21 protein-coding genes are annotated in these 25,771 nt (G+C 65.1%); 11 read left to right on the forward strand and 10 right to left on the reverse strand.

All coding sequences use genetic code 11. The annotated features are described in order from the left end of the window. Positions 1 to 11: 11 nt before the first annotated feature. Positions 12 to 3,605 carry a transcription-repair coupling factor gene (gene mfd, locus ABW18_RS15005; RefSeq protein WP_049699751.1) on the reverse strand — a complete coding sequence of 1,198 codons (3,594 nt, stop codon included), beginning with the start codon at positions 3,603 to 3,605 and terminating at the stop codon, positions 12 to 14. Between the two features lie 104 nt (positions 3,606 to 3,709). Further along, positions 3,710 to 4,252 carry a CGNR zinc finger domain-containing protein gene (locus ABW18_RS15010; RefSeq protein ID WP_049699752.1) on the reverse strand — a complete coding sequence of 181 codons (543 nt, stop codon included), beginning with the start codon at positions 4,250 to 4,252 and terminating at the stop codon, positions 3,710 to 3,712. Between the two features lie 39 nt (positions 4,253 to 4,291). Between ABW18_RS15010 and ABW18_RS15015 the strand changes: the two genes are divergently transcribed. Further along, positions 4,292 to 5,377, forward strand: coding sequence for an EamA family transporter (locus ABW18_RS15015; protein ID WP_049699753.1), 1,086 nt, complete (start codon positions 4,292 to 4,294; stop codon positions 5,375 to 5,377). A 32-nt stretch (positions 5,378 to 5,409) separates the two neighbouring features. Continuing rightward, positions 5,410 to 6,201: a dioxygenase family protein gene (locus ABW18_RS15020; RefSeq protein WP_049699754.1), complete on the forward strand. Its 792-nt coding sequence runs from the start codon at positions 5,410 to 5,412 to the stop codon at positions 6,199 to 6,201. Positions 6,202 to 6,226: 25 nt separating this feature from the next. On the opposite strand, the gene ABW18_RS22485 is transcribed toward ABW18_RS15020, so the two are convergent. Continuing rightward, positions 6,227 to 7,423, reverse strand: coding sequence for a DUF5685 family protein (locus tag ABW18_RS22485; RefSeq protein WP_082946577.1), 1,197 nt, complete (start codon positions 7,421 to 7,423; stop codon positions 6,227 to 6,229). A gap of 116 nt (positions 7,424 to 7,539) precedes the next feature. Beyond that, the gene (locus ABW18_RS15030; RefSeq protein ID WP_049699756.1) at positions 7,540 to 8,331 is read right to left on the reverse strand and encodes a TetR/AcrR family transcriptional regulator; all 792 of its coding nucleotides are present in this window, start codon (positions 8,329 to 8,331) and stop codon (positions 7,540 to 7,542) included. Positions 8,332 to 8,685: 354 nt separating this feature from the next. On the opposite strand from ABW18_RS15030, the gene ABW18_RS15035 reads away from it, so the two are divergent. The 7 genes from ABW18_RS15035 (at position 8,686) to ABW18_RS15065 (ending at position 15,363) form a co-directional block, all read left to right on the forward strand. After that, a complete protein-coding gene (locus ABW18_RS15035) occupies positions 8,686 to 9,171 on the forward strand; it encodes a hypothetical protein (RefSeq protein WP_152930095.1) in 486 nt (161 codons plus the stop codon). Between the two features lie 22 nt (positions 9,172 to 9,193). Continuing rightward, on the forward strand, positions 9,194 to 10,447 hold the full coding sequence (locus ABW18_RS15040) for an acyl-CoA thioester hydrolase/BAAT C-terminal domain-containing protein (protein WP_049699758.1): 1,254 nt from the start codon (positions 9,194 to 9,196) through the stop codon (positions 10,445 to 10,447). 237 nt (positions 10,448 to 10,684) lie between these two features. After that, complete coding sequence (locus ABW18_RS15045; protein WP_049699759.1) at positions 10,685 to 11,332, forward strand: ABC transporter permease; 648 nt, start codon at positions 10,685 to 10,687, stop codon at positions 11,330 to 11,332. Then, positions 11,329 to 12,615: an ABC transporter ATP-binding protein gene (locus ABW18_RS15050; RefSeq protein WP_049699760.1), complete on the forward strand. Its 1,287-nt coding sequence runs from the start codon at positions 11,329 to 11,331 to the stop codon at positions 12,613 to 12,615. The genes ABW18_RS15045 and ABW18_RS15050 overlap by 4 nt, the downstream gene beginning before the upstream one ends. Beyond that, positions 12,612 to 13,352 (forward strand): ABC transporter permease, encoded by a 741-nt coding sequence (locus ABW18_RS15055; protein WP_005207242.1) that lies wholly within the window; start codon positions 12,612 to 12,614, stop codon positions 13,350 to 13,352. Before ABW18_RS15050 ends, ABW18_RS15055 begins: the two co-directional genes overlap by 4 nt. Beyond that, complete coding sequence (locus ABW18_RS15060; protein ID WP_049699761.1) at positions 13,349 to 14,344, forward strand: glycine betaine ABC transporter substrate-binding protein; 996 nt, start codon at positions 13,349 to 13,351, stop codon at positions 14,342 to 14,344. The genes ABW18_RS15055 and ABW18_RS15060 overlap by 4 nt, the downstream gene beginning before the upstream one ends. Before the next feature lie 92 nt (positions 14,345 to 14,436). Then, positions 14,437 to 15,363 (forward strand): AurF N-oxygenase family protein, encoded by a 927-nt coding sequence (locus tag ABW18_RS15065; protein ID WP_049699762.1) that lies wholly within the window; start codon positions 14,437 to 14,439, stop codon positions 15,361 to 15,363. A gap of 6 nt (positions 15,364 to 15,369) precedes the next feature. Here the strand turns inward: ABW18_RS15065 and ABW18_RS15070 are convergent, their stop codons facing one another. Next, complete coding sequence (locus ABW18_RS15070) at positions 15,370 to 16,062, reverse strand: TetR/AcrR family transcriptional regulator (protein WP_049699763.1); 693 nt, start codon at positions 16,060 to 16,062, stop codon at positions 15,370 to 15,372. A 101-nt stretch (positions 16,063 to 16,163) separates the two neighbouring features. On the opposite strand from ABW18_RS15070, the gene ABW18_RS15075 reads away from it, so the two are divergent. Beyond that, a complete protein-coding gene (locus ABW18_RS15075; protein WP_049699764.1) occupies positions 16,164 to 17,681 on the forward strand; it encodes a DHA2 family efflux MFS transporter permease subunit in 1,518 nt (505 codons plus the stop codon). 1,023 nt (positions 17,682 to 18,704) lie between these two features. Here the strand turns inward: ABW18_RS15075 and msrA are convergent. Then, positions 18,705 to 19,259 carry a peptide-methionine (S)-S-oxide reductase MsrA gene (gene msrA, locus ABW18_RS15080; RefSeq protein WP_049699765.1) on the reverse strand — a complete coding sequence of 185 codons (555 nt, stop codon included), beginning with the start codon at positions 19,257 to 19,259 and terminating at the stop codon, positions 18,705 to 18,707. After that, positions 19,256 to 19,738, reverse strand: a complete 483-nt coding sequence (gene msrB / locus ABW18_RS15085) for a peptide-methionine (R)-S-oxide reductase MsrB (RefSeq protein ID WP_049699766.1) — start codon at positions 19,736 to 19,738, stop codon at positions 19,256 to 19,258. Before msrB ends, msrA begins: the two co-directional genes overlap by 4 nt. Positions 19,739 to 19,885: 147 nt before the next feature. On the opposite strand from msrB, the gene ABW18_RS15090 reads away from it, so the two are divergent. Beyond that, a complete protein-coding gene (locus ABW18_RS15090) occupies positions 19,886 to 20,236 on the forward strand; it encodes a UBP-type zinc finger domain-containing protein (protein WP_049699767.1) in 351 nt (116 codons plus the stop codon). Between the two features lie 21 nt (positions 20,237 to 20,257). Here ABW18_RS15090 and ABW18_RS15095 read toward each other — a convergent pair whose 3' ends face one another. From ABW18_RS15095 to ABW18_RS15105, 3 genes are read right to left on the reverse strand one after another with little or no spacing between them, the layout of a single operon-like run. Continuing rightward, positions 20,258 to 22,936: an ABC transporter ATP-binding protein/permease gene (locus tag ABW18_RS15095; RefSeq protein ID WP_049699768.1), complete on the reverse strand. Its 2,679-nt coding sequence runs from the start codon at positions 22,934 to 22,936 to the stop codon at positions 20,258 to 20,260. Beyond that, positions 22,933 to 23,898: an ABC transporter permease gene (locus tag ABW18_RS15100; RefSeq protein WP_049699769.1), complete on the reverse strand. Its 966-nt coding sequence runs from the start codon at positions 23,896 to 23,898 to the stop codon at positions 22,933 to 22,935. The genes ABW18_RS15095 and ABW18_RS15100 overlap by 4 nt, the downstream gene beginning before the upstream one ends. Next, complete coding sequence (locus ABW18_RS15105) at positions 23,895 to 25,508, reverse strand: ABC transporter substrate-binding protein (RefSeq protein ID WP_049699770.1); 1,614 nt, start codon at positions 25,506 to 25,508, stop codon at positions 23,895 to 23,897. Before ABW18_RS15105 ends, ABW18_RS15100 begins: the two co-directional genes overlap by 4 nt. Positions 25,509 to 25,771: the final 263 nt, after the last annotated feature.

Consider the following 25,771-nt stretch of genomic DNA (forward strand, 5'->3'; position numbering starts at 1 on the left):
CTCGACTGTCCTCACTCGACGCCCGCCTGCTCGAGCGGCTTGAGGTTGCGCAGGAACGTCGCGAGGTACTCGATGACCTCGTCGTCGCGCAGGCGGGCCGATCCGACGCCCCCGGTGCGCGGAATCGGTAGCGTGACAACCGATGTGGTCGCCCGATACGACGCCGCGGGGTACAACCGTTTGAGGCGCACCTGCTCGCTGTCGGCCAGCGGGAGCGGCGCGACCTTCACACTCGTACCGGTGGTGCCGATCTCGGTGACGCCCCGCTCACGTGCTCGCAGACGGAGTTTCGCGATCGACGCCAGGCGTCGTGTTTCCTCGGGCGGTTCGCCATAGCGGTCGGTGAGTTCCGACATCACGCCGTCGACCTCGTCGTCCGACGTCGCCGACGCGAGCTTGCGGTACGCCTCGAGGCGCAACCGATCGGAGTCGACGTACTCGACCGGGATGTGTGCGTCGACGGGCAGGTCGATGCGGACTTCGCTGGGTTCCGACGACGTGACGGGCAGACCGTCTGCCGCCGCACGGTATGCCTCGACCGCCTCGCCGACGAGGCGCACGTACAGATCGAATCCGACACCCGCGACGTGCCCTGACTGCTCGGCGCCGAGAACGTTTCCGGCACCACGCAATTCGAGGTCCTTGAGCGCCACGGCCATGCCCGCGCCGAGTTCGTTGTTCTGCGCGATCGTCGCCAACCTGTCGTAAGCCGTTTCGGTGAGCGGCTTTTCGGGACTGTAGAGCAGGTAGGCGTAACCGCGCTCACGACTTCGACCGACACGACCACGCAACTGATGCAACTGCGACAGACCGAGATTCTCGGCGCGATCGACGATGAGTGTGTTCGCGTTCGAGATGTCGAGACCGGTCTCGATGATGGTGGTACACACCAGCACGTCGAACTCACGGTTCCAGAAACCGGCGACGGTGCGTTCGAGTTGATCCTCGTTCATCTGACCGTGTGCCACAGCAACTCTCGCCTCGGGGACCATCGCTGCGATATCGCGGGCAGTCTTGTCGATGGTCGACACCCGATTGTGAACGTAGAAAACCTGGCCGTCGCGCAACAGTTCTCGGCGAATCGCTGCCGCCACCTGCTTGGGTGAGTAGGCGCCGACATAGGTGAGCACCGGATGCCGTTCCTGCGGCGGGGTGAGGATGGTCGACATCTCGCGAATGCCCGCCATCGACATCTCCAGCGTTCGCGGAATCGGCGTTGCCGACATCGTCAGCACGTCGACGTGCGTGCGCAACGACTTGATGTGTTCCTTGTGTTCGACGCCGAAACGCTGCTCCTCGTCGACGATCACCAGCCCGAGGTCTTTCCACGTGACGCCGGTCTGCAGCAATCGGTGCGTACCGATCACGATGTCGACCTCGCCCTTCGCCATCTCCTTGATGATCTCGCGTGACTCCTTGGGATCGGTGAACCGCGAGAGACCTCGGATGCGCACCGGGAACCCCGACATACGCTCGGTGAATGTCTGCAGATGTTGTTGCGCGAGAATGGTTGTCGGGACCAAGACCGCGACCTGCTTACCATCCTGCACGGCCTTGAAGGCCGCGCGCACCGCGATCTCGGTCTTGCCGTAACCGACATCGCCGACGATCACGCGGTCCATCGGAGCCGACTTCTCCATGTCGTCCTTGACCTCGCCGATCACCGTCATCTGATCGACGGTCTCGGTGAAGTCGAACGCGTCCTCCATCTCACGTTGCCAGGGCGTGTCCGGACTGAACGCGTAGCCGGGCGCGGCGTGCCTGGCCGCGTAGAGCTGGACCAGCTCGCCGGCGATCTCACGAACAGCCTTGCGCGCCTTGCGTTTCGTGTTCTGCCAGTCGGAGCCGCCGAGCTTCGACAACGACGGCTGCTCGCCTCCGACGTAGCGCGATAACTGGTCGAGCGAATCCATCGGCACATAAAGCCGGTCGCCGGGTTGCCCACGCTTGGAGGCCGCGTACTCGAGCACGAGGTACTCACGTCGCGCGCCCGACACCGTGCGTTCGATCATCTCGACGAACTTGCCGATGCCGTGCTGATCGTGCACGACGAGATCACCCGCGGTGAGCGCAAGTGGGTCGACCTGATTACGACGCTTGGCGGGCAATCGCTTTCCGTCGCGCACACTGGCGACGCGGTTGCCGGTGAGGTCCGTCTCCGTCACGACCACCAATCCGGCACTGGGACTGACGATTCCGTGACGCAGCGCGCCATTGAACACCGACACGGTTCCCGGTTCGGGTCGCGCGCCCCCGTCGACGAGCGCGTGCGGAACCTCTGCGTCGGCAAGTCGCTCACAGACGCGCTGTGCGGTGCCCTTGCCCGCGACCACGATCGCAGCGGTGTTGCCCGCGCTGACGTGGGCGCGCAGTCCGGCGAACACGATCCGGATCTCCTCGTCGTCACCATGCGGCGTCGGCCCCGGGGTGATGTCGAGTTCGTATTCTTCGCCGAAGCCCGCAGAAAGCGGACTCATCGTCCACCACGACCGACCCGCCGCGAGCGTGGCCTTCTCGACGTCATCGAGCGGCCGATAAGCACTGGCCTGCAGATCAATTCCCGTCGGACCGGACATCTCGCGGGTGTCGACGGGCGCCGTGGCTCCCATCGCGGCGGCGTTCCACGACGCCTCGAGGAACTCGGCTCCGGTTTGCGCGAGATCGGCTGCGCGCGTTCGGACTTTCTCGGGGTCGAGCACGAGCACGCGGGTCCCGGCGGGAAGTACCTCGGTCAGCAACTGCATCTCGCCGTCGACGAGGGCGGGTGTCAGCGCTTCCATTCCCGCCACCGGAATACCCTCGGCGAGCGAGGTGAGCATTTCGACGAGCGACGGGTCGTCGGCGTTCTCGACGGCGAGTGCGGCCGCACGTTCACGCACGGGCGGGGTGAGCAGCAGCTCGCGACAGGGATGGATGAGGACCACCGACGCGTCGACCTCGGGTTGACTACGCTGATCCGCCACCGAGAATGCTCGCATCTCGGAGATCTCATCGCCCCAGAACTCGACTCGCACAGGGAAATCGGCGGTGGTCGGGAACACGTCGAGAATGCCGCCGCGCACGGCGAATTCGCCGCGCCGACCGACCATGTCGACGCGCTCGTACGCCATCTCGACGAGATCGGTGAGTAGGCCGTCGAAGTCGAGTTCGATGCCCTCACGCAACGTGATGGTGCGTATCTCCCCGAGCCCGGGTGCCATCGGCTGCACCAGCGAACGGACAGTGGTGACCACCACGCGCAGCGGCGCGTCTCCCGGGTGCGCCAGCCGATGCAACACCTCGAGACGCTGCCCGACGACCTCGGCGCTCGGCGAGAGCCGTTCGTGCGGAAGCGTCTCCCACGACGGGAACTGCGCCACCGCGGACTCGTCGTCGAGAAGCTCGCGTAGTTCGGCCGTCAGGTCGTCGGCTTCGCGTCCGTTTGCCGAAACGGCGAGGATCGGCGCGTCAGCGACCTCGGAGAGACAACTGACCACGAACGGCCGGGCGGCGTCGGGGGCAGTGATCGCGAGTTGCGGATCGTCGCGATGGTCACGCAGTGCCGCGATGCTCGTGTCCGCGCAGGCGAGGGATGCGAGTCCGTGAAGGGCGGGAGTAGACGACACTTCGGCAATTCTAGGGCACGGCAATTCTGCCAGGCAGATGCCGCAGCGCGCCGCTGGTCAGACAGGCGCAGCGGGCAGCACTGGTCCGTTGCCGCTCACAGCCACTAGTCCATTGCCGCGGCCTGCCGCGCGCGATACGCCGCGACGGCGTTGCGATTACCGCAGGCCGTCGAGCAATACCGCCGAGACCGGTTGCGAGAAAGGTCGACGACGACGCCCTCGCAGCCCGCGTCGGCGCAGACGGACAACCTCGACATGTCGTCGGCCCTGATCACGTCGATCATGGCCATCGCGGTCTCGACCATGATCCGGTCGGCGAGGGGGGCGTCGTCGTCGATGGCGTGCAGATGCCAGTCCGTGTCGCCGTGTCGCACCAACCGCGGCACGGCCCGGTGCCGACTCAGGATCTCGTTGACTTGATCGACGGCACGGTCGCGGTCGGCGATGAGCAGCGCTCGCAGCGCGGGCCGGATCGCCGACACCGCGTCGAGTTCTTGCTGGTCACCGTCATGGCGGCCGGTATAGCCGTAGTGGTCCCAGAAGGCGTCGAGGTCGTCGATGGAACGCAGGGTCTCGGGCGACTCTGCTGAGTTGGCGAGTGCAACCGCCGCCTGCAGCGCCAGATCGACGTCATCACCGAAAACCATGTTGACACCTTACCAAGGCCGCCGCTAGCGTCATTACCCATGACGTCGGTGACCCATGACCGCACGCCGGCGGAGGTGGCCGCTCGCAGACGCGCGGGCCTGATCCTGGCCCTGGTGTCGGCAACGAGCTTCGGGCTGTCGGGCGCGCTCGGCACGCCGCTGATGGCCGCGGGGTGGAGCGCGGGCGCTGTCGTCGCGATCCGCATCGGCATCGGCGGTCTCGCGTTGCTGCCGTTCGCCATTCGCGACCTCGGCGGTGTCTCGGCGCTGCGATGGTCGACTGCGTGGACACTGATTCGCGACCACGGCAGGACGATCGCGCTCTACGGATTCCTCGGCATGGCCGTCGCGCAGTTCTGCTACTTCTCCGCCATCGAGCACATGGACGTCGGACCGGCCCTACTCATCGAGTACACCGCCCCCGTAGTGGTGGTCGCGTGGATGTGGGCGATCCACCGCCAGCGGCCGTCGCGGTGGGCGCTCGCAGGTATTGCGGTGAGCGGCGTCGGATTGGTCGGAGTCCTCGACCTCGTCGGCGGCACCTCGGTGAGCCCCATCGGTGCGCTGTGGGCGTCTGGCGCAATGCTCGGCGCCGCCGGCTACTTCATCATTTCGGCCAAGGAGAACGATTCACTGCCGCCGTCCGTGCTCGCGGCGAGCGGAATGGTCTTTGCGGCAACACTTCTCGGAGTACTCGGCCTCGTGCATGCACTACCGATGACGATCGGCGACCCGACGGTCCACTTCGCCGGATTCGACGCACCGGCATGGACGGTGCCGGCTGCTCTCGCGCTCGTCACCGCAGCGACCGCATACCTCACCGGAATCGGTGCCGCGCGCAGACTCGGAGCGCGGCTCGCCTCGATGTTCGCGCTTGTCGAGGTCTTGGCCGCGGTCGTATGGGCCGCGATCCTGCTCGATCAGGTCCCGGCGGCGCTCCAGATCGTCGGCGGCGTCTTGATTGTCGTCGGGGTCATCGCGGCCAAGATCGGTGAACCGGGCACGTCGACGTCGCCCGTCGGCGAGCCGTTGGCGCTTGGCCACGTGCCAGAAGGCCCCGAGAACGATGCTGCCGACAGCATTGCTCCCGACAACGATGCCGCAACGTCTGCACCCGAAGCTTAACCGGACTGCGGTCCGCTTGATACGATGTTCGCATGTCAGCCCCCGAACCCACCCGCCAGCCGACGCTGTTCCTGAGTCATGGCGCCCCACCACTCGTCGACAGCGAACGCTGGGTCTCCCAGCTCACTGAGCTGTCCACCACACTCGACCGTCCCTCGGCGATCCTGGTGGTGTCGGCGCACTGGGAGGCCGCGCCGCTGACGATCGGTTCGACCGACCCAGCCACGCCCCTGACCTACGACTTCTGGGGATTCCCCGAGCGCTTCTATCGCACCACCTACTGGTCGCCCGGTGCTCCCGATCTCGCGGCGAGAGTCGCGGCGATGATGCCCGACGGCACCGCAATCGCGCGTGACCAGCACCGTCGCCTCGACCACGGCGCATACGTGCCGTTGACGGTCATGTACCCCGACGCCGACATTCCGGTGCTCCAGATCTCGCTTCCCACACTCGACCCCGCACAATTGCTGAACCTCGGCCGTCGACTCGCACCGCTGCGCGACGAGGGAGTGCTCATCATCGGATCGGGTTTCACCACGCACGGGCTGCCGTATCTGACCGACCCCTCCCCCGACGCCGCGCCGCCGAGCTGGTCGTCGGAGTTCGACGCCTGGGCGCACGAACGTTTCGCCGCCGGCGACGTCGAGTCCCTGATCGATTTTCGACGGACCGCCCCGGGAATGCCCTACGCCCACCCCACTATTGAGCATTTCGCGCCGCTCTTCGTCGCACTGGGCGCCAGCGACGATCCCGAGCAACAGGCCGACCAGGTCATCGACGGGTTCTGGATGGGCCTGGCCAAGCGGTCGCTGGTGCTTGCCTGAGGGGGACCCCTCACCAGCGCGGTGGTCAGTTACAGCTACAGCAGTCGCCGCAATCGCAACAATCTCCGCAATCGCAGCAGTCGTCGCAGTCACAGCAATCGCCACAGTCGCACAACGCGGGTTTCCACGTGTCCGAGCAATGATTCCAGTGGTCGGTACAGCATGCGGGCCCGCAACACGAGTTGCCCAGAAACGGCAGTAGACGCTCGTAGAAAGACCGATCCGGACTGAACGGCGGCGGGAACGGCCACCCTTCCGGGTATCCGGGCGGCGGCATCTGTTCGGGAACTGACGGCTGTTCCGGAAGTAGTGGTTCGGGAAGTGACGGCTCGGTAGCCGAAGGTCGGTGTACGGCACATGAGCTACGGCGCGGCATGCGCTGACGCACCGCATGACGCAGCCCGTCGACCAGGACGGCACGCAGCAATTTGTCGTCGACCAGTTCGAGCTTGGCGTAGCGACGCACAATCGCCCGAACGAGGAGCCGACATTCCGCACGGGCATCGTCGATGGTGGTCCCCGATGCGTCGAGCGGATTGAATTCCCCCTGTTCGCGATCCTGTGGGAGATCGTCGATCGCATCGATCAGGTGCGCGAGCCGACCGAAATCGGCACCTATGGCCTCGAGATGCTCGCGATTGTCGGGAGCACCCGCGATGTCGGCCGTAGCCGCGAACACACGGGCCGCCGACTCCGAGGACGCGCGAAGCAGATCGTCGAGGTCCGTCGACCTCGATTCAACCTGGGCCTGCCCCGACAGCCGAGCGAGCATGGAGTCGACGTCGAGCAGGCGGGCCACATGGCCGTCATCGACGGCGTGACGTCGCAATGCCGCGGAAACCCCTCCTGCGACAACGCGACGCACCCGCGACGGCGGCGCCAGCCCGGACCGCTGTTCTTCGACGATGTCGGCAGCCTTGCCTGCGGCAAGCGTCAACGAGACCCCGGTGGCCAGTCGCAGTCCCGGATCACCGATCGCGACGACCTCGGCCGACTTCATTCCACGCAGCGGACAGCGGCCGGCACGCGTCGTCGACGGCATCGTATTGCGCTGTGCCGCAACAAGAATTGACACCGTAGCCGCATCGGTATTGGTCGTCAGCCGACTGGGATGGCCGTGTCCGTCACGCAACGACAGACATAAGCCACACAGGTGCGCCTGCCACTGTGTGAAGAGGTCGTCGGGCATCGTGTGGCGACACGGTGTGAGAAGTCCGAACACCGGCTGATTCCAGCACGCCAGACCGTCGGCGCCAACTTGCGCCACGCGCAGCGTCATTCGCACGTGATAGATCAGTTCGGCGTGTTCAGGCCTCGCCCGCAGCAGACCTCAGCCGATCAGGGGGACTCCACCGAATCAGATGGCACCGACGCGTCAGAGGACTCCAAAGCCTCGGGAGTCCCCGACCCCTCAGCCGACGCCGGGACAGGTGTCGCGTCGCCAACCGTTCGCGCTTTGTGCTCGACGTAATCCGGCCCGACGAGTTCGGGGTCGGGGTCGAGGCGGGTGAGTCCGTTCCAGCAGAGATTGACCAGATGGGCCGCGACAACCTCTTTCGACGGTTCGCGGACGTCGAGCCACCACTGCGCCGTCACCGACACCATCCCGACGAGCGCCTGCGCGTACATCGGGGCCAGCTTTGGGTCGAATCCCCGTCGTTCGAAGTCGCCGGCGAGGATGTGCTCGACCTGGCTGATGGCGTCGTTCAGAAGACTTCCGTACGTCGCGTTGTCCCTCGACGACGCGCTGTCGCCGCGCACGAGGATGCGGAATCCGTCGGTGCGCTCCTCCATATAGGTCAACAGCGCCAAGGCCACCTGCTGGATGCGGTACAGCGAGCGGTTCTTGGAGAGCGACGACGTGATCATCTCGAGCAGCGTCTCCATCTCACGGTCGACGACGACCGCGTAGAGACCTTCCTTACCTCCGAAGTGCTCGTACACAATCGGTTTCGACACCCCGGCACGCTGGGCGATCTCTTCGATGGATGTGCCCTCGAAGCCCCGCTCGGCAAACAGACCGCGCGCGACCTCGATCAGTTGCAGGCGTCGTTGGGCGCCGGTCATGCGGGCCCGTGGCGCGCGTTTGACCTCACCTGTGCTCGAGTTCGCCGGACGGCTGACAGCCATGAGGCCACCCTACGAGATCTCCCACGCCCAATCGACCTGACGCTCCGGCCGCCCGCCGTCCCACGCGGCAGGATCCGAGAAGACGCACCCAGCTCACCGGAGGATGTGTGTCGTATCGAAGGAAGTGGGCGCTGCAGCACACACATCCTTCGATTCGACACACATTCACCTTATAAAGATGCGCAATCCACCTATTCTCGTCGGTTTAGACGTACTCACCTCTTCCGCGGTTGTAAACCCCCCATATTTCGGACTTATGCCGAGAGTCTGGATTTCCTACGGTCAGATACATCGCCCGTAGAGAGTCACGTATCCAGCGCGTGGCAACGGACGACGAGAGACGAAGGATGGACCATGAGACCTCACAGAAGCTTGCTCCAGGTACTCGGCATGTCGATCGCCGTGACCGCGATGATCCTCGGCCTGACAACGGCCACCGCCGCGAAGAGCGAGGCCACGCCTATCCCGCAGGGCGGTTCAAGTGCCGTCCTGGTGATCACCAACAACACCGGTATGCCGTTGACCCTGAAGCAATTCCCCGATACCAGCGTCGGTGCGGGTAGTTCGATGGACTTCCGATGGATCGATGCGCCACCCGCCTCGCTCGGCATGGGCAGAACGGCTGTCGTACGCGCCTGGACGTCGAACCCTCTGGCCATGGGCGTCACTGTCACCTACACCTACACCTACCGCTCCGCCGTGGTGAATTACACAGCCTCCCTGCGCCACACTCTCGGATTCACCGATATCTCCGGCAGTAAAGCCTCCCCCGGTGAATCCGTGAGGGCCACCCTGATCCGTCCCGCTCCGAGAATGTTCGCCACCTACGTGTTGTCGTGAATCGCAACCGAGTCTGATCCTCATGCGAATCAGTGTTGACACGGCGGACGGACTCGTCGACTCGCTCATCGGGTTCAACGTGTTCGACACACCAGCGGAGAAGGTCGAACTCGTCGTCGATGGTGTAGACGCCGCGGGATCGCACTGGCGGTCCCGCGGCACTCATCGGCTTGGCGACGACGGGCGGATAGAACTCGCCGATCCAGACCTACCGTGGTGGGACATGCGGCTCGTCGACAACCCGAGCTCCCCGGATATTTTCGAATCCTGCGACGGCACATTGGATTTCACTGTCTCGGTATCCGACGGTACGTCCAGCGCCAAGGTCACGGTCCCTCGTACGTGGGGACGCGAGCACACGGTGGAACAGCGACGAGGCGACGGATGGCAGCTACAGATCTACCGTCCGGAGTCAGCTGACTACCCTCTGCCGGGAATCATCGTGTTCCCCGGGACGATGGTCACCAGGTCGGTGACAGCGATGGCCGCGCTGCTCGCCGCTCACGGCTATGTCGCGGCGGTCCTCTTCTACACTCAGCGCCCGGGGTTGCCCGATTCGTTCAGCAGAATTGCCACGGAGAACATCGCCGCGGGCATCGAATACTTCGCCGCTCTGCCCTGCGTCGACGAGGACAGGATCGCGCTACACGCATCGTCGGTAGGTGTGCAGACAGCACTGTCGACGATGGTGACAATGGGGACCCCGGCACGCGCGGTCGTCGCGGTGGCTCCCAGCCACGTCGTGTTCCAGGCACTCCGCCGCGATGGCCCGCCCGAGAAGGTCTCTGCCCTCACCCACGGCGGCGTCGACCTGCCGTATGTCCCCGTACGCAGTGAGCGTCTACTCGGACAACTCGCCATGAATCTCTTGCGCCGCAAAATCTCTCACGGACGCTCGTCGATGGCGATGTCGACCCACGTGGCGTACGCCGCAGGTCTGCGGGATCATTCGGCTGTGCGGGCGGCGACCATCGCCGTGGAGAAGATCGGGTGCCCGATGTTGGTCGCCGCGGGCACCGACGACCAGTGCTATCCCGCTGCGGACATGGCACAAGAGATAGTTCGACGCCGCAGCGACGAGCACGCCATCCACGCAGCCGACGACGAACTGCTGATCTATCCCCGGGTGGGCCACTTCATCCGTCCGCCCGCGATTCCCACGACGGTCACCCGGTCGGCCTCGCTGATCGGGGGCGGCGATCCGCGCCATATCGCAGCGGCACAGCGGGACTGTTGGACCCGGACACTCGCTTTCCTGCACCAACACCTGACCTGATCACCTCGCGCTGCATTCGGATGGTGCGCGCACATTTCGACCCTTTTACTCACCGTGATCAAAACGTGACACTGAGGTCCGGCGATTGCCCTCAGGGACGTCGGCGCCGGTCAGCGGGCCAGCATGCTCGCTTGTCAGGTGTACACGCCGACACGGAATTGCGGGAATCACCCAAGAGTCGCGGTTGCTTTGTAGGCTGAATTCTCTCTGAACGCTCACCACGACGAGGGGATAGCTGTGGGCAGTTTGTGGAACTATATCCACGCACACGCCGCGAACCTGACGTTCCTCACCTATCAGCACGCATCTCTGGCATTTCAGACGGTTCTCGTCGGCACCGTGGTCGCGATCATCGTCGCGGTGCTCGTGTACCGACGCCCGTTGGGTTCGGCGCTCACGCTGACGTCGAGTCGCGTGGCGCTGACGATCCCCTCACTCGCGCTTCTCGCCCTGCTGATCGTCCCGTTCGGTCTCGGCGTCGTGCCGTCGTTCATCATGCTGGCGTTCTTCGCCGCGCTCCCCGTGATCGGCAACGCGATCGTCGGGCTGCGTTCGGTGCCGGCAAGCGTGATCGAGTCAGCACAGGGAATCGGATTGTCCCGCTGGCGAATTCTGCTGAGCGTCGAGTTGCCGATCGCGTGGCCGGTGATCCTGACCGGGATTCGCGTCTCGACCCAGATGATCGTCGGAGTCGCCGCGATCGTCGCCTACGTCCTCGGACCCGGCCTCGGATCGTTGATCTTCAACGGGTTGTCTCGCCTCGGTGGCGCGAATGCGCTCCAAATGGCGCTCACCGGAACCATTCTCATCGTCTTGATCGCTCTGGTCTTCGACGCCCTGCTCGTTCTCCTCGGCCGCTTCACCATCTCCAAAGGACTGTCATGACCGACGTAGCCAACACGCCGGCCCCCGGGGCCGGTAGCGCATCCGGGGCAACGGTGACCGGTGCCCCCATCCGACTCGACGGCGTCGAGAAACGATTCCGGGGGCAAGACCAGCCCGCCGTGGGACACCTCGACCTCGACATCGAGGCGGGCCATATCGTCGCCTTCGTCGGCCCATCGGGTTGCGGTAAGACGACGACCCTCAAGATGATCAACCGGCTGATCGAACCGTCCGACGGCAGGATCTTCATCGACGAGCGCGACGTCACCAAGGAGAATCCCGACAAACTCCGACAGTCCATCGGCTACGTGATCCAATCGGGCGGCCTCTTCCCACACTGGACCGTCGAGAAGAACATCGGAGCCATCCCCCGTGTACTCGGCTGGGACAAGAAGCGGATCGCCGAACGCACCGAGTACCTACTCGATCTCGTCGGACTCGATCCCGCGCAGTTCGCCACTCGGCTCCCCAAGGACATGTCGGGCGGTCAGCAGCAGCGTGTCGGCGTGGCCCGGGCCCTCGCCGCCGATCCGCCGGTCCTCCTCATGGACGAGCCGTTCGGCGCGGTCGACCCGATCACGCGAGTCCGGTTGCAGGACAGCCTGATCGCCATCCAACACGAACTCGGCAAGACCATCGTGATCGTGACGCACGACTTCGAGGAGGCCACCAAACTCGGCGACAAAGTGCTGATCCTGTCGCAGGGCGCTCACGTCGAGCAGTACGCGGCGCCCGAGGAGATTCTGGCCAACCCCGCCTCACCCTTCGTCGAAGAGTTCATCGGGTCGGGGGCGACGCTTGCGCAGCTCACGCTGTCGCGCGTGCGCGACGTCGAACAAGACTCGGTGATCACCGCGCGCGTCGGCGAGGGTTCCGGAGAGGTGATCACGCGCGCACGGGCCGCGGGGCAGAGTTGGGTGGTCGTCGTCGACAAGCACGACCGCCCGCGTGCATGGCCGTCGCTGGATGAGGTCGCCTCCAAGCCGGAGGTCTCCGACTACCTCGATCCGCGGCTACCCGTCGTAGCCGAATCGTCGACGCTCAACGACGCCCTCGACACCATGCTCGCGGCCAGCCAGGGCGGCACGCTGGTGACAGATCGTCACGGCGCCGTCGTCGGCATGCTCACCATCGCCTCGGTCATGGACATCATCCGTACGCAACTTTCCGAAGCCCGCCCCGACGAGGACGACGGCTCGTACGAAAGTCACACCGAGGGAACCGCCCCCACCGAGACGCCGGTGATCGCTGCCGACGACCCCGAGCAGAACGCGGGCGCATGAAACAACGATTCCGCAACCTCCCGATCGACGTGTGGTTCGAGCCACTCGTCTTCATCGTGCTGGCCGTCGGATATTTCAGTTGGTATGCGACGACGACATTCACCGAGACCGAGCAGGCGTCGCTGGGCTGGTCCACTCTGCAGTCCACCATCATCGACCACATCGAGCTCACTCTCGTCGCGGCAATCGTCGTCATCGTCATCGCGATTCCCTTGGGAATCCTGTTGACCCGGCCGTCGATGCGATGGCTCTCGCCGATCGCGGTGAACATCGCGAACATCGGTCAAGCTGCGCCCGCCGTCGGACTGCTGGTGTTGTTCACATTCTGGCTCGGCACCGGATTCCGTACTGCCGTCATCGGTTTGGTCGTGTACGCGGTCCTGCCGATCCTGCAGAACACGATCGTCGGGTTGCGCCAGGTCGACCAACGCACCATCGAGGCGTCGCGCGGTATCGGATACTCGGCGGCGCGCACGCTCGTGCAGGTCGAACTCCCGCTGGCCGTGCCCGTCATCCTCAACGGTGTCCGCACCGCCCTGGTGATCCTGGTCGGCACGGCCACTCTGAGTACCTTCATCGGCGCGACGAGCCTCGGCACGCTGATCACCACCGGCGTCACGCTCTTCTTGCCCAAGCTGTTGATCTCGGGCGCGATACTCGTCGCTCTGCTCGCCATGATCATCGACTGGCTCGGCCGGGTCTTCGAACTGGTCGCTACACCGAAGGGCGTCGCATGAGCGCCACGCGAGCACGACTCGCCACCGTCGCAACACTTCTCGTCGTCGCCGTCATCGGCCTTGCGGGATGTGGTCTGGTCAGTTCGTCGGGCACCTTCAAGCAGGCGTCGCTCCCCGACGGTTCCCGACCGCTCGACGGAGCCAAGCTCACCGTCACGTCGAAGAGCTTCACCGAGGGCGTCATCCTCGGCAAGATCACCGCAACCTATCTCGCCGCCGCGGGCGCCGACGTCACCGACCTCACGGGCGCACCCGGCTCGGCGTCGTCTCGCCAGGCGCAACTCAACGGCGACGCCGACATCCTCTGGGAGTACACCGGAACCGGATGGGTGAACTACCACAACGAGACGGAGACCATCGCCGACCCGAAGGAACTCTGGCAGAAGGTCCACGACATCGAACTCAAGGAGAACCAGCTCGTCTGGCTGCCTCCCGCCAACTTCAACGACACCTACGCGTTCGCGGCGTCGACACCCACAGCGAAACGCCTCAACGTGAAGTCTCTTTCGGACGTCGCCAAACTGCCGGTCGCTGATCGCACCTTCTGCGTCGACGACGAATTCTTCTCCCGCCCAGATGGTTTCAAGCCGATGCTGGCGAAGTACGGTATGCCGCTCGACGGCCCGAACGGGGTCCCGCTCGGCAACGTGACACGCATGGACGCCGGCGTCGTCTACACATCGACGGCCAAGAGCTCGCCGTGCAACTTCGGCATGGTCTACACCACCGACGGCCGGATCAAGAACCTCGACCTCGCCGTCCTCGAGGACGACAAGAAGTTCTTCCTGCCCTACAGCGGAACCGCCGTCGTTCGCGAGGACGTCATGAAGCGCTACCCACAACTCAACGAACTACTCGGAACCATCTCGGAGCGTCTCACCGACAACGTCATGCAGGACCTCAACGGCCGCGTCGACATCGACGGCGAAGACCCTGCCGACGTAGCATACGACTGGTTACTCAGCGAGAAATTGATCGTCCCCAAGAATTAGTTACCACTGCGCGTTCAGCGCCGGCTCTCCACTTTGCCATTTATGGATGTTACGGTTACATCATCCAATGGCATTGAGACCAGGAGGCGCACGTGTCGGTTCAGGTCGTCGACGATTCAGCACCGCACGTCAGCACGCTCGACCGCGGCACCGATGAGGTGTCGGCGAGACTCGTCGATTCGTCGGCACGCTTGTCGCGCAACGCTCTGGTCGAGATCGACTGGGACGCTCCGATGGACCCGACGCTCTACGGCTGCAGCCCCGAGTGGTCGACGCTGTACGGCACCTCCTACTGGGCGGAGATGACGGAGGAGCAGCGCGTGCGGCTCACCAGACACGAGACGGCGTCGGTGATGTCGATCGGAATCTGGTTCGAAATGCTGTTGCAGCAGTTGGTACTCCGCGATCAGTACCTCGCCGACCGACACCGCCCGGAGTACTGGTTCGCCATGACCGAGATCGCCGACGAATGCAGGCACTCGCTGATGTTCGCGAAGGCGTCGCAAAAACTCGCCGGGACGTCGTATGTGCCGCACCCTCGAATCGGCAAGGGAGGCAAGTTCTTTGCGGCCACCACCGGGGGCGAGATCGCGTATGGCGGCATCCTCGCCGCCGAGGAGATCCTCGACGTATTCCAACGCGGCTGCACCAGCGACGAACGCGTACTGCCGTTGGTCCGCACCGTCAACGAGATCCACGTGCTCGAGGAATCACGCCACATGCGCTTCGCGCGGGAGCAGATCCGGGAGTCGATGGCCGACGTCGGCCCGGTGCGTCGCCACGCCAGCGCGTACTACACGGCAGTGGCGGCGTCGTTCATCTTCACCAGCCTCGTCCGACCGCAGGCCTACGCCGACGCGGGGCTCGACAAGTACCGCGCCGTCTCGGAGATGCGACGAAATCATCACTTCCAGGCGATGGTCCGAACGAGTTGCTCGCACCTGATGAGCTTTCTCGACGAGGTCGGGCTGCTGACACCCGCGGCGGCATCGGTCTACCGCAAGGTGCACATGCTCTGACCGACGTCAGCTCGACGCGCCGCCGCGCCGGAACGCGATGCGGCACGCCTGCACCTCGTGGATCTGCTCTTCGGTCAGCGCCGGGGTCCGCAGCGGCTCCGACGGCGGGGCGGCGTGGATGGCGTCGAGTAGAAGCTGGAGGTAGCGCTTCCACGCTCCGGGGACCGTCGCCTCGGTGATATCCGCGTACGACGACACCATCGAGAAGATGGAGAAGATGTCCGTCTCGACGATGTCTTCGCGCAGCACACCGGCGGCGTGGGCCCGATCGAAGACCTCGCCCATCCGCTTCGTCATCCGCGCCTTCACCGTCGCGATCGTCGGATCCGTGTGGTCGATCTGCATGATGATCGCGGCCAGCCCACGATCCTCGGCCATTGCCGTGCAGACCGTCGACACCATCGTCACCACCGACGCCCACGGGTCGCTGTCCGCCGCGAGGACTCCCTCGGTCTGCTCTGCCACCTCCTCCAGGTGCGCCGCGAACACTCCGACGATCAGCTCGTCCCGGTTGGCGAATCGTCGATAAACCGTCCCCACACCCACACCGGCCGCTGCCGCGACGTCGTCGAGTGAGACGTCGAGGCCACGCTCGGCGAACAGCTTGTGAGCAGCGGCGATGATCCGACGCCGATTGCGCTCGGCGTCGGCGCGCAGGGGTCGTCCGGTCGGTGCGACCGGGCTCTGTTGTGTGGTCATCGTCACATTCTCTCAACCGGAGGAATCATCTCCGTATTCGCTTCGTTGCCACCCTCGTAAACGGAGGAGTCTTCTCCACTATTCCGCCACTTGGAGGACTGATGACCACAACCTACGACACTGCCGACGGATTGTCGGCGAACGGGGAGTCTCGGGAGGAACGACACCATCGCCTTCGGTGGGTCGTGCTCGGCGTACTCGGCCTCGCACAGTTGATGGTGGTGCTCGACGCGACCATCGTGAACATCGCACTCCCGCACGCGCAGGAGTCACTCGGATTCGGCGACGCCGATCGGCAATGGATCGTCACCGCATACTCGCTGGCATTCGGCAGCCTGCTGCTCCTCGGCGGGCGACTGTCGGATCTCCTCGGCCGTAAGACCACCTTCATCGTCGGCCTCGTCGGATTCGCCGTGATGTCCGCGATCGGTGGCGCCGCAGTCAATTTCGACATGCTCGTCGTCGCCCGCGCAGGCCAGGGCGTCTTTGGTGCACTCCTCGCGCCCGCAGCACTGTCGCTGCTCACCACCACGTTCACCGACCCGGCCGAGCGCGGTAAGGCGTTCGGCATCTTCGGTGCCATCGCCGGCGGTGGCGGTGCACTCGGACTCCTCCTCGGCGGCATGCTCACAGAGTGGGCCGACTGGCGCTGGTGCCTCTACGTGAATCTCGTGATCGCCGCGATCGCGCTCGTCGGCGCGGTGCTGTTCATCGGCGCGCACAAGACCGAACACCGCCCGAAGCTCGACCTTCCCGGTGTGATCACGGTGTCGATCGCACTGTTTTCGATCGTCTACGGCTTCTCGAACGCCGAGACCAACGGTTGGGCCGACTGGGCCACCATCACCTGGCTGGTCGTCGGAGCCGTGTTGCTCGCCGGATTCGTCTGGTGGCAGTCGCGGACCCCGCACGCACTGCTCCCCCTGCGCGTGATTCTTGATCGCACTCGTGGCGGCTCGTACCTCGCGGTGTTCATCGTCGGCATCGGAATGTTCGGCATCTTCCTGTTCCTCACCTACTACCTGCAGGTGAATCTGCACTTCAGCCCGATCCAGACCGGCTTGGCGTTCCTGCCGATGATCGGCATGCTGATCGTCACCGCAACGACGTCGACGGGTGTTCTGCTGCCCCGATTCGGACCGCGCTGGCTGATGGCGGGCGGCATGCTGATCGCCGCCGTGGGCATGGTGCTGCTGACACAACTGACCGACACCAGCACGTACGCGGCTCATGTCCTGCCCGCGCTGTTGATCATGGGCGTCGGACTCGGCGCGTCGATGGCCCCGGCCATGCAGGGCGCGGTGTCGGGCGTGCTGCCCGAAGACGCGGGCGTCGCGTCGGCAACCGTCAACACCATGCAGCAGGTGGGCGGCTCGGTGGGTACCGCGCTGCTCAGCACGATCGCGGCGAGCGCCGCGGCGTCGTATGCGACGTCGCACGCTGGCCAGGTGGCGAATCCCGCTGCGCTGCAACAGCTTGCGGCGGTGCACTCGTACACGACCGCCTTCTGGGTCGCGGCCGCAGTGTTCGCCGCGGGCGCCGTGATCTCCGCGCTGCTCGTCCCGAACGGCAAACTCCCCGTCACCGAGGGCGACGAGGCTCCCGCGATGGCGCACTGAGTCGTCGTATTGCCACTGCGGCTGTGAACGAACGCGGCCCGGCCACCGAGTTTCTCGGCGGCCGGGCCGTGCCCGTTGCCGCGCCCGGTCCACCCCCACCCCCGCCGGCAGAAAGTCGGGGAAGGGTTCGATTCCTTACTCTCTGCGCCGCCGGGGCGAAGGTTCCGCGGAATTTTGCGCCGCCGGGCGGACCTTCCGCGGGATTCTGCGGGCTGGCCGTCGAGTTCGCTGTCGAATCAGGTCATCGGTCGACGCCGCGCTCCTCGCCGCGCCCGGTCCAGACCCACCGCCCCACCCCACCGGCAGAAACTAGGGGAAGAGTTCTTTCCTCGGGGTTTTTACCTTTCCCCCAGACACAACCCGGGGAAACGTACACAACCCACGGAAAGAATCCTTCCCCCACTCTCTGCGCCGCCCGACCACCCTTCCCCCACTTCCTACAGCGCCCGACGGTCCTTCCGCGAGATTCTGCAGCGCCCGAAGGCCCTTCCGCGAGATTCTGCAGCGCCCGAAGGCCCTTCCGCGAGATTCTGCAGCGCCCGACGGCCCTTCCGCGAGATTCTGCAGCGCCCGACGGCCCTTCCGCGAGATTCTGCAGGGCCGGTCCACATTTCCCCGACTTTCCGCGGCGCCCGACGTTCCTTCCGCAGGACTCTGCTGACCCGGACGTCGGCATCGCCGTCGAATCAGAACATCGGTCGACGCCGCACGACTCTCGACGCCGAGGCGCGCCCGGTCCACCACACCCCGCTCGCAGAAACTCGGGGAAGAGTTCTTTCCTCGGGGTTTTTACCTTTTCCCCAGACACAACCCGGGGAAACGTACACAACCCACGGAAAGAATCCTTCCCCTACTTTCTGCGCCGCCCGATGGCCCTTCCGCGAGATTCTGCGGCCCCGGACCACACTTCCCCTACTTCCTGCGCGGCCGGACCACCCTTCCGCGACATTCTGCGGCCCCGCCCACGACAACGGCCCGGTCGCCGAGTAACTCGGTGACCGGGCCGTTCCCCGTCAGATCAGATCAGGCGTGCGCCTCGTCGCGGTGTGGGAGCACCCAGTCCGGCCGTGGCCAGTGGCAGGTGTACCCGTTGGGGTAGCGCACCAGGTAGTCCTGGTGCTCGGGCTCGGCCTCCCAGAACGGGCCCGCAGGCTCGATCGTGGTGACCGCCTTACCCGGCCAGAGGCCCGAGGCGTCGACGTCGGCGATGGTGTCACGCGCGACGCGCTCCTGCTCGGGCGTCACCGGGAAGATCGCCGACCGGTAGCTGCTACCGACGTCGTTACCCTGCCGGTTCTTCGTCGTCGGATCGTGGATCTGGAAGAAGAACGCGAGGATGTCGCGGTAGCTCGTCTGCGTCGGATCGAAGACGATCTCCACCCCCTCGGCGTGCCCGGGATGATTTCGGTAGGTCGGGTGGTCGTTGCTGCCGCCGGTGTAGCCGACGCGCGTCGCGAGCACGCCGGGCTGGCGGCGAATCAGATCCTCGACGCCCCAGAAGCAGCCTCCTGCGAGCACCGCGGTCTCGGTGCCGGGCTGCTCGGTGATGCGGCCGTCGTCGTTGCTTCCACTGGTCATGATGCGTTCTCCTGCGTGGTGTCGGGACTATCGGTGTTCTCGAACAGGCGGCGGTACTCGCCATAACCCTGCTCGTCGAGCTCGGCCACGGGGATGAACCGCAGCGACGCCGAGTTCATGCAGTACCTCTTGCCGCCTTCGGCTCGCGGTCCGTCGTCGAAGAGGTGGCCGAGATGGCTGTCGGCGTACGCCGAGCGGACCTCGGTTCGCTTCATCCACAGCGATCGGTCGGTGCGCGTCGAGATCGCGTCGTCGCTGATCGGGCGGGTGAAACTCGGCCATCCGGTGCCACTGTCGTACTTGTCGAGCGAGCTGAACAGGGGCGCTCCGGAGACCACGTCGACGTAGATGCCTGGCTCGTGGTTGTCCCAGTAGGCATTGTGGAACGCGGGCTCGGTCCCGTCTTCCTGGGTTACTCGGTACTGGTCCGCGGTGAGGGCCTCGAGGGCCTGCGGGTTCTTGCGGTAGTCGTGGGACATTGATCCTCCTTCTGATCACCGCTGGCTGCGATGTCATCTACTCCAACAGCAGCCACGTCGGATTTGGTCCCGACCCTTCTGAGAGTCATGTGAGAGTCGAGTCGCGTGAGGGTCGAACTCGTCTCCACCCGAGCGTAGCGTCGGATTATGGCTGAGAACCTCATCGATCCCACAGTCCCGCCGTCGGGCACCGGCTGCGTCGAATGCCTCGACACCGCCGACGGCTGGTGGTTTCATCTTCGACGCTGCGCCGCCTGCGGACACGTCGGATGTTGCGACTCCTCCCCCGGCCAACACGCTTCGCATCACGCCGACGACACGGGGCACCCGTACATCCAGAGCTTCGAACCCGGCGAGGACTGGTTCTGGAGCTTCCCGGACTCGGCCATGGCCAGCGGCCCGGAGCTGGCTCCGCCGACAAGCCACCCCGACGACCAGACCGCACCCGGTCCGGTCGACCGCGTGCCGTCGAACTGGCAGCAACTGCTGCACGGTTAATGGTCGCTCGTCCCTCGGAGTTCAGGCCCGGGCAGGCGTCTCCGGCGGGATGGCGGCCAGCAGTTTGCGGGTGTAGTCGCTCTCGGGGTGATGCAGGATCTTCGACGCCGGGCCGGTCTCGACGACCCGCCCCTTCTCCATCACAGCCACCGTGTCGCTGATCTGCTCGACGACGGCGAGGTCGTGTGCGATGAACAGGTACGTCAGCCCGCGCTCGCGCTGAAGTTCGGCGAGCAGATCGAGAACCGACGCCTGCACCGTCACGTCGAGCGAGGCCGTCGACTCGTCGAGGATCAGTAACTCGGGGTCGGACGCGAGTGCGCGGGCGAGGCAGACACGTTGCCGCTGACCGCCGGAGAGCTCGTGTGGATAGCGGTCGAGGTACGAACTGTCCAGACTGACGTCGTCGAGCAATTGCGTTGCGCGACTCCGCAATGCGTCCTTACCCGATACCAGATTGTGCGCGCGTAGCGCCTCGCCGATCGACGAGACGACGGTCATCCGCGGGTCGAGTGAGGCGCCCGGGTCCTGGAACACCATGGCAACCCGTCGACGCAGCGCCTTCTGCTCGGCACCGTGCACGCCGACAGCGTCGATCTCCTTGTCCTCCACATTGATTCGTGCGCTGCCGCGAACCACCGTGCCGTGGCCAGTGGTGGTCAATCCGGTGAGGACGCCCGCGATCGTCGACTTGCCCGATCCCGATTCGCCGACGATGCCCAGCGTCGTCCCGCGTGCGACGTCGAGGGTGACATCGCTGACCGCGTGCACCACGTCGCGACCGGTCGAGGTACGTACCGCGAACCTCACGTCCAGGTCAGAGATGGTGACGAGAGGTGTTGCGGCGGTGTCTTTTCCGGACTCGAGGTCGGTGTCGTCACGATCGTCAACCTTCGACAACAGCGGACGCGACGCCAACAGCTCGCGGGTGTACTCGTGCTGCGGATCGGCGAATATCTCTGCGACGTCACCGGTTTCGACGACCTCGCCCTGCCGGAGAACGACGACGCGGTCGGCGATCCGTCCGATCACCCCCAGGTCGTGGCTGATCCACACCACCGCCATGCCTCGCTCGCGCTGCAACCGCGCGACGAGGTCGATGATCTGGGCCTGCGTCGTGACGTCGAGCGCGGTGGTCGCCTCGTCGGCGACGAGCACATCGGGATCGCAGGAGAGCGCGATCGCGATCATCACGCGTTGCCGTTGACCGCCGGACAGTTGATGCGGGTAGGCACGCAGACGACTCTCGGGGTCGGGGAGGTTGACGTCGGTCAGCAACTGCACCGCACGCTCGCGGGCTTGCGTGTGGCTCAATCCGAGGTGCCGGCGCGGACCCTCGGTCAGTTGTTGTTCGATGGTGAGCAACGGATTCAGGCTCGACGACGGGTCCTGGAACACGAATCCCACGCGCGCCCCGTGCAGCGACTGCAGAACCGCGCGGGAGGCGCCGATCACCTGTGTGCCAGCGAGAGTCGACGATCCGTCGACGTACGAGCTCGGTGCGTGGAACAACCCCGTCGCCGACAGCACCGACAGCGATTTGCCCGAACCGCTCTCGCCGACGATGCCCAGCGTTTCGCCCTTGGCCACGGCAAAGTCGATGCCGTGCACAATCTCCCGTGGACCGACGCCGACGACGAGCTGTGAGACGGAGAAGACCGGGTCGGTTCGCCCCTGGTCGTCGTCGTGCGCCGCGGCGTCCGACGTTGCCTGTGCCGCTTCGGTAGTCGCCGCCTTCGCGCTGCGGGTGGCGGGGCGTCGACCCGCTTTGCCCCGATTTCGCAACAGAGTTCGTTGCCGAGGGTCGAGGACGTCGCGCACTCCGTCGCCGAGCAGGTTGAAGGCGAAGACGGTCACGAGGATCGCCAGGCCGGGGAACACACCCATCCACCACGCGGTGGTGAGGAAGCCCTGGGCGTCGTAAAGCATGCGGCCCCAGGAGGGCTCGGGTGGTTGAACTCCGAGTCCGAGGAACGACAGGGCGGCCTCCGACAAGATGGCGAAGGCCAACGAGATCGACGTCTGCACCACGACGGGACCCGAGATGTTCGGCAGCACATGGCCGAACAGGATGCGGGGCGTCGACACCCCCATCGTGCGGGCGGCCTGCACGAACTGTGTTTCGCGAACACGCAGGGTGTCGGCTCGCGCGACACGGGCGAAGATCGGGATGTAGACGATGCCGATGGCGATGGTCGCCGACGTGACGCCCGGGCCGAGGATCGCGACGATCGCCAACGCCAGCAACATCACCGGGAACGAGAAGACGACGTCGATCACCCGCATGAGCACGGTGTCGGTGATTCCGCCCGCGAAACCCGACACCATGCCGATGATCACGCCCGCGATCAACGAGATCGCCACGGCGATCACGGCGACACGCATACTCACCGCCGCCGCGAGGACCACCCGCGAGAACACGTCGCGGCCAAGGTCGTCGGTGCCGAACAGATGCGAGAAATCGGGTGCCTGCAGCGCATTCGGGACGTCGATGTCGTTGGCGCCGTACGGGGCGATGAACGAACCGAAGATCGCCAGGATGACCATCACCAAGATGACGACGATGCCGACCACCGACGCCTTGTTGCGCAGCAGCAGTCGCCACGCCGAGTCGGTGCTGCCGGTACCTGCGGAGGTCGGTTCGCCCGCGTCGTCGAGTGCGGTCTGTGCGGTGCGTTCTGGCTCGGGTAGCTCGCTCATGACAACCGAATCCTCGGATCGATGACGGCGTAGAGGATGTCCACGATCAGATTGATGATGAGGAAGATCGCTGCGATGAGCAGAATCGCTCCCTGCAGCATCGGATAGTCGCGTGCGGCAACGGAGTCGTAGACGAGTCGCCCCAGGCCAGGCCAGGCGAAGACCACTTCGACGACGATCACGCCGCCGAGCAGTCCTGCGAGCTGGATACCCGAGATGGTGAGTACCGGGACCAACGCGTTGCGGCCGATGTGCGACACCATGATTCGTCTACGGCTCAGCCCCTTGGACTCCGCGGTGGTGACGTACGGCGCGTTCGCCACCTCGAGGACGGCGGCGCGAACGTATCGGGTCATGATGGCGCCGGTGACGACGCCGACGGTGATCGCCGGCAGCACCAGGTGAGATATCCACGGCACGAATCCGTCTGCGAGCGAACGATATCCCGATGACGGCAGCCAGCCGAGGGACGTCGAGAACAGTGCGATGAGCAGAATGCCCATCCAGAAGTCAGGCACCGAGATACCGAACTGCGAGACGACGCGAATTGTGTTGTCCGCAGCGCGACCCTCGCGCAACGCTGCCCACGTACCGAACGGAATCGCGATCACCAGCGCCACGAGGATAGCTGCCACAGCGAGGGCGATCGTCGCGGGCAGTCGATCCATCAACATCTGAGTGACCGGTTCATTGTTGCGGAAACTGACGCCCAGGTCTCCGGTCGCAGCATTCCCGATGTAGTGGATGAGCTGGGTGAACAACGGCTGATCGAGCCCAGACGCACTACGCAGTGCCGCATAGGATTCGGGCGTGTAGCGGGTGCCCAGCGCGATCTTGACCGGGTCACCGGGAACGATCTGCATCAGGAAGAACACCGCGATCGTCACACCGATCAAGACGAGGACGGTGTAGAGCAGTCGGATCAGGATGAACCTGATGAGCGGCCAACCGAAGTCGCTCATGACGCACCTCCCCTGTCGAGTCGGGCGTTGCGGAATCGGACGGCCTTGTCGGCTCGCACGGTGTAGTCGCGCACCGACTTCGAGAACGCCTGCGTGGCGGACGGGTTGTAGAGATAGAGGTAGCTGACGTCGTCGGCGATCCGCGACGAGACGTCGGCGTAGATCTGTTTACGACGACCGACGTCGAGTTCGGTACGTCCGGCGTCGAGGAGGCGATCGACCTCCGGATTGGAGTACTTCTGCGAGTTCGACGTTCCAGCCGAATGATGCTGCGCGTAGTAGTAGTCGTCCGGGTCGATGTTTCCGAGCCAGCCCATCAGCAACGAGTCGAATTGACCGGCGGATTGGCGATCGAGCCAGACGCCGAAGTCGAGTTGCTCGATGGTGACCTTGATTCCCGCGTCGGCGAGATTCGACGCGATGACCTGTGCGGCCGTGACGGTTTCGGGGTACTCGGTGGAGACCATCAGACCCATCGACAATGACGAATGACCGGCATCGCGAAGGAGTGACCGCGACTTGTCCACCGCGGCAGCCCTATCCAGACCGACGGTGAATCGGTCATAGGGTGTGAACCACGGACTGGTCTTGGGAATCGCCAGTTGATTCGGTGTCGCCGTGCCGTATCCGACGACCTGCGCGATGGATTTGCGGTCGATCGCGTAGGCCACCGCCTGCCGCACGCGTCGGTCGTCGAACGGCTTGCGTGCGAAGTTCATTGCGACGTACCAGTAATCGTTGGCGGTCACGGTCCCGACGTTGATTTCGTCGTCGCTGTCGAGGATGCGCAGTTGCTGCGCGGGGATGGCGTCAGTCCAGTCGACCTCGCCCGACCGCAGCGACGAGACGGCGGTCGTCCCCTGGGAGATGAAGCTGAAGGCAACACCGTCGACGTGTGGTCCGCCCGACCAGTGGCCGGGGTTGGCCTTGAGCACAATCGACGTTGCGGGCGAACGTGATTCGAATGAGAACGGTCCGGTACCGATGGGACGTGTCAGGATCTGGCCCGACTCGACGTTGCGCTTGTTGACGATGGCGAGCCCTCTGAAACCGCCAATACTGCTGAGCAGGTTGGGACTCGGCGTGCGGGTGGTGATCACGACGTGTGCATCGTCGAGTGCCGTGATGGTGGCGACGTTGTCGAACCGCCACGACGCCGAGAGCTCACCGTCGATGATCCGCCGATAGGAGTAGACAACGTCGGATGCGGTCAGCGGCTCACCGTTGTGCCACCGGACGTTCGGGCGCAGCGTGAAAACGTATTGCGTCTCTTCGGGATTGACCTGCCAGCTTTGTGCGAGCGCAGGGACCATCTCGAGCTTTTCGTTGGGTTCGACGAGAGTGTCGAAGACGTTCTCGAGTACCTCGAAGGAGAAGTAGGCGGAGGTCTTGTGTGGGTCGAGTTGATCGGGCTCACCGGCGATCGCTGCCCGAATTGTGTTGGCAGAACCAGCTAATCCCGAACCCGACCCAGGCGAGCAGGCGCTCAGCGCAGACGCTCCGAACACACCCACGCCTGCAGCGGCGCTCAGAGTGAAGAACCGACGACGATTCAGCGGAATCGACGAGACCGACGGCGATGACCTGCTCTGCTGGCGCTCGTCGGTCATCCGATCGCGATCCCTCCCGCGCCGCGGCGACGCTGTGGTCCGTGTTGGAGTCTGCCGCGCTTACCGAAAGTTCGCAAGCGTAAGGGGCGCCCCGCGTGTCAGGCGCTGCCACTCGCCGCTGGCCGAGCGCCCCTACGCTGGTCGAGCTACACACCGCTGGTCGAGCGCCGCCCCACCGATGGTCGAGCTTGTCGAGACCACCGCCGGTCGAGCGTTTCCCGCTGGTCGAGCTTGTCGAGACCACCCCATGCCGACAAGTGGTT

The sequence above is a fragment of the Gordonia jacobaea genome, from assembly GCF_001186365.1.
Taxonomy (GTDB): Bacteria; Actinomycetota; Actinomycetes; order Mycobacteriales; family Mycobacteriaceae; genus Gordonia; species Gordonia jacobaea.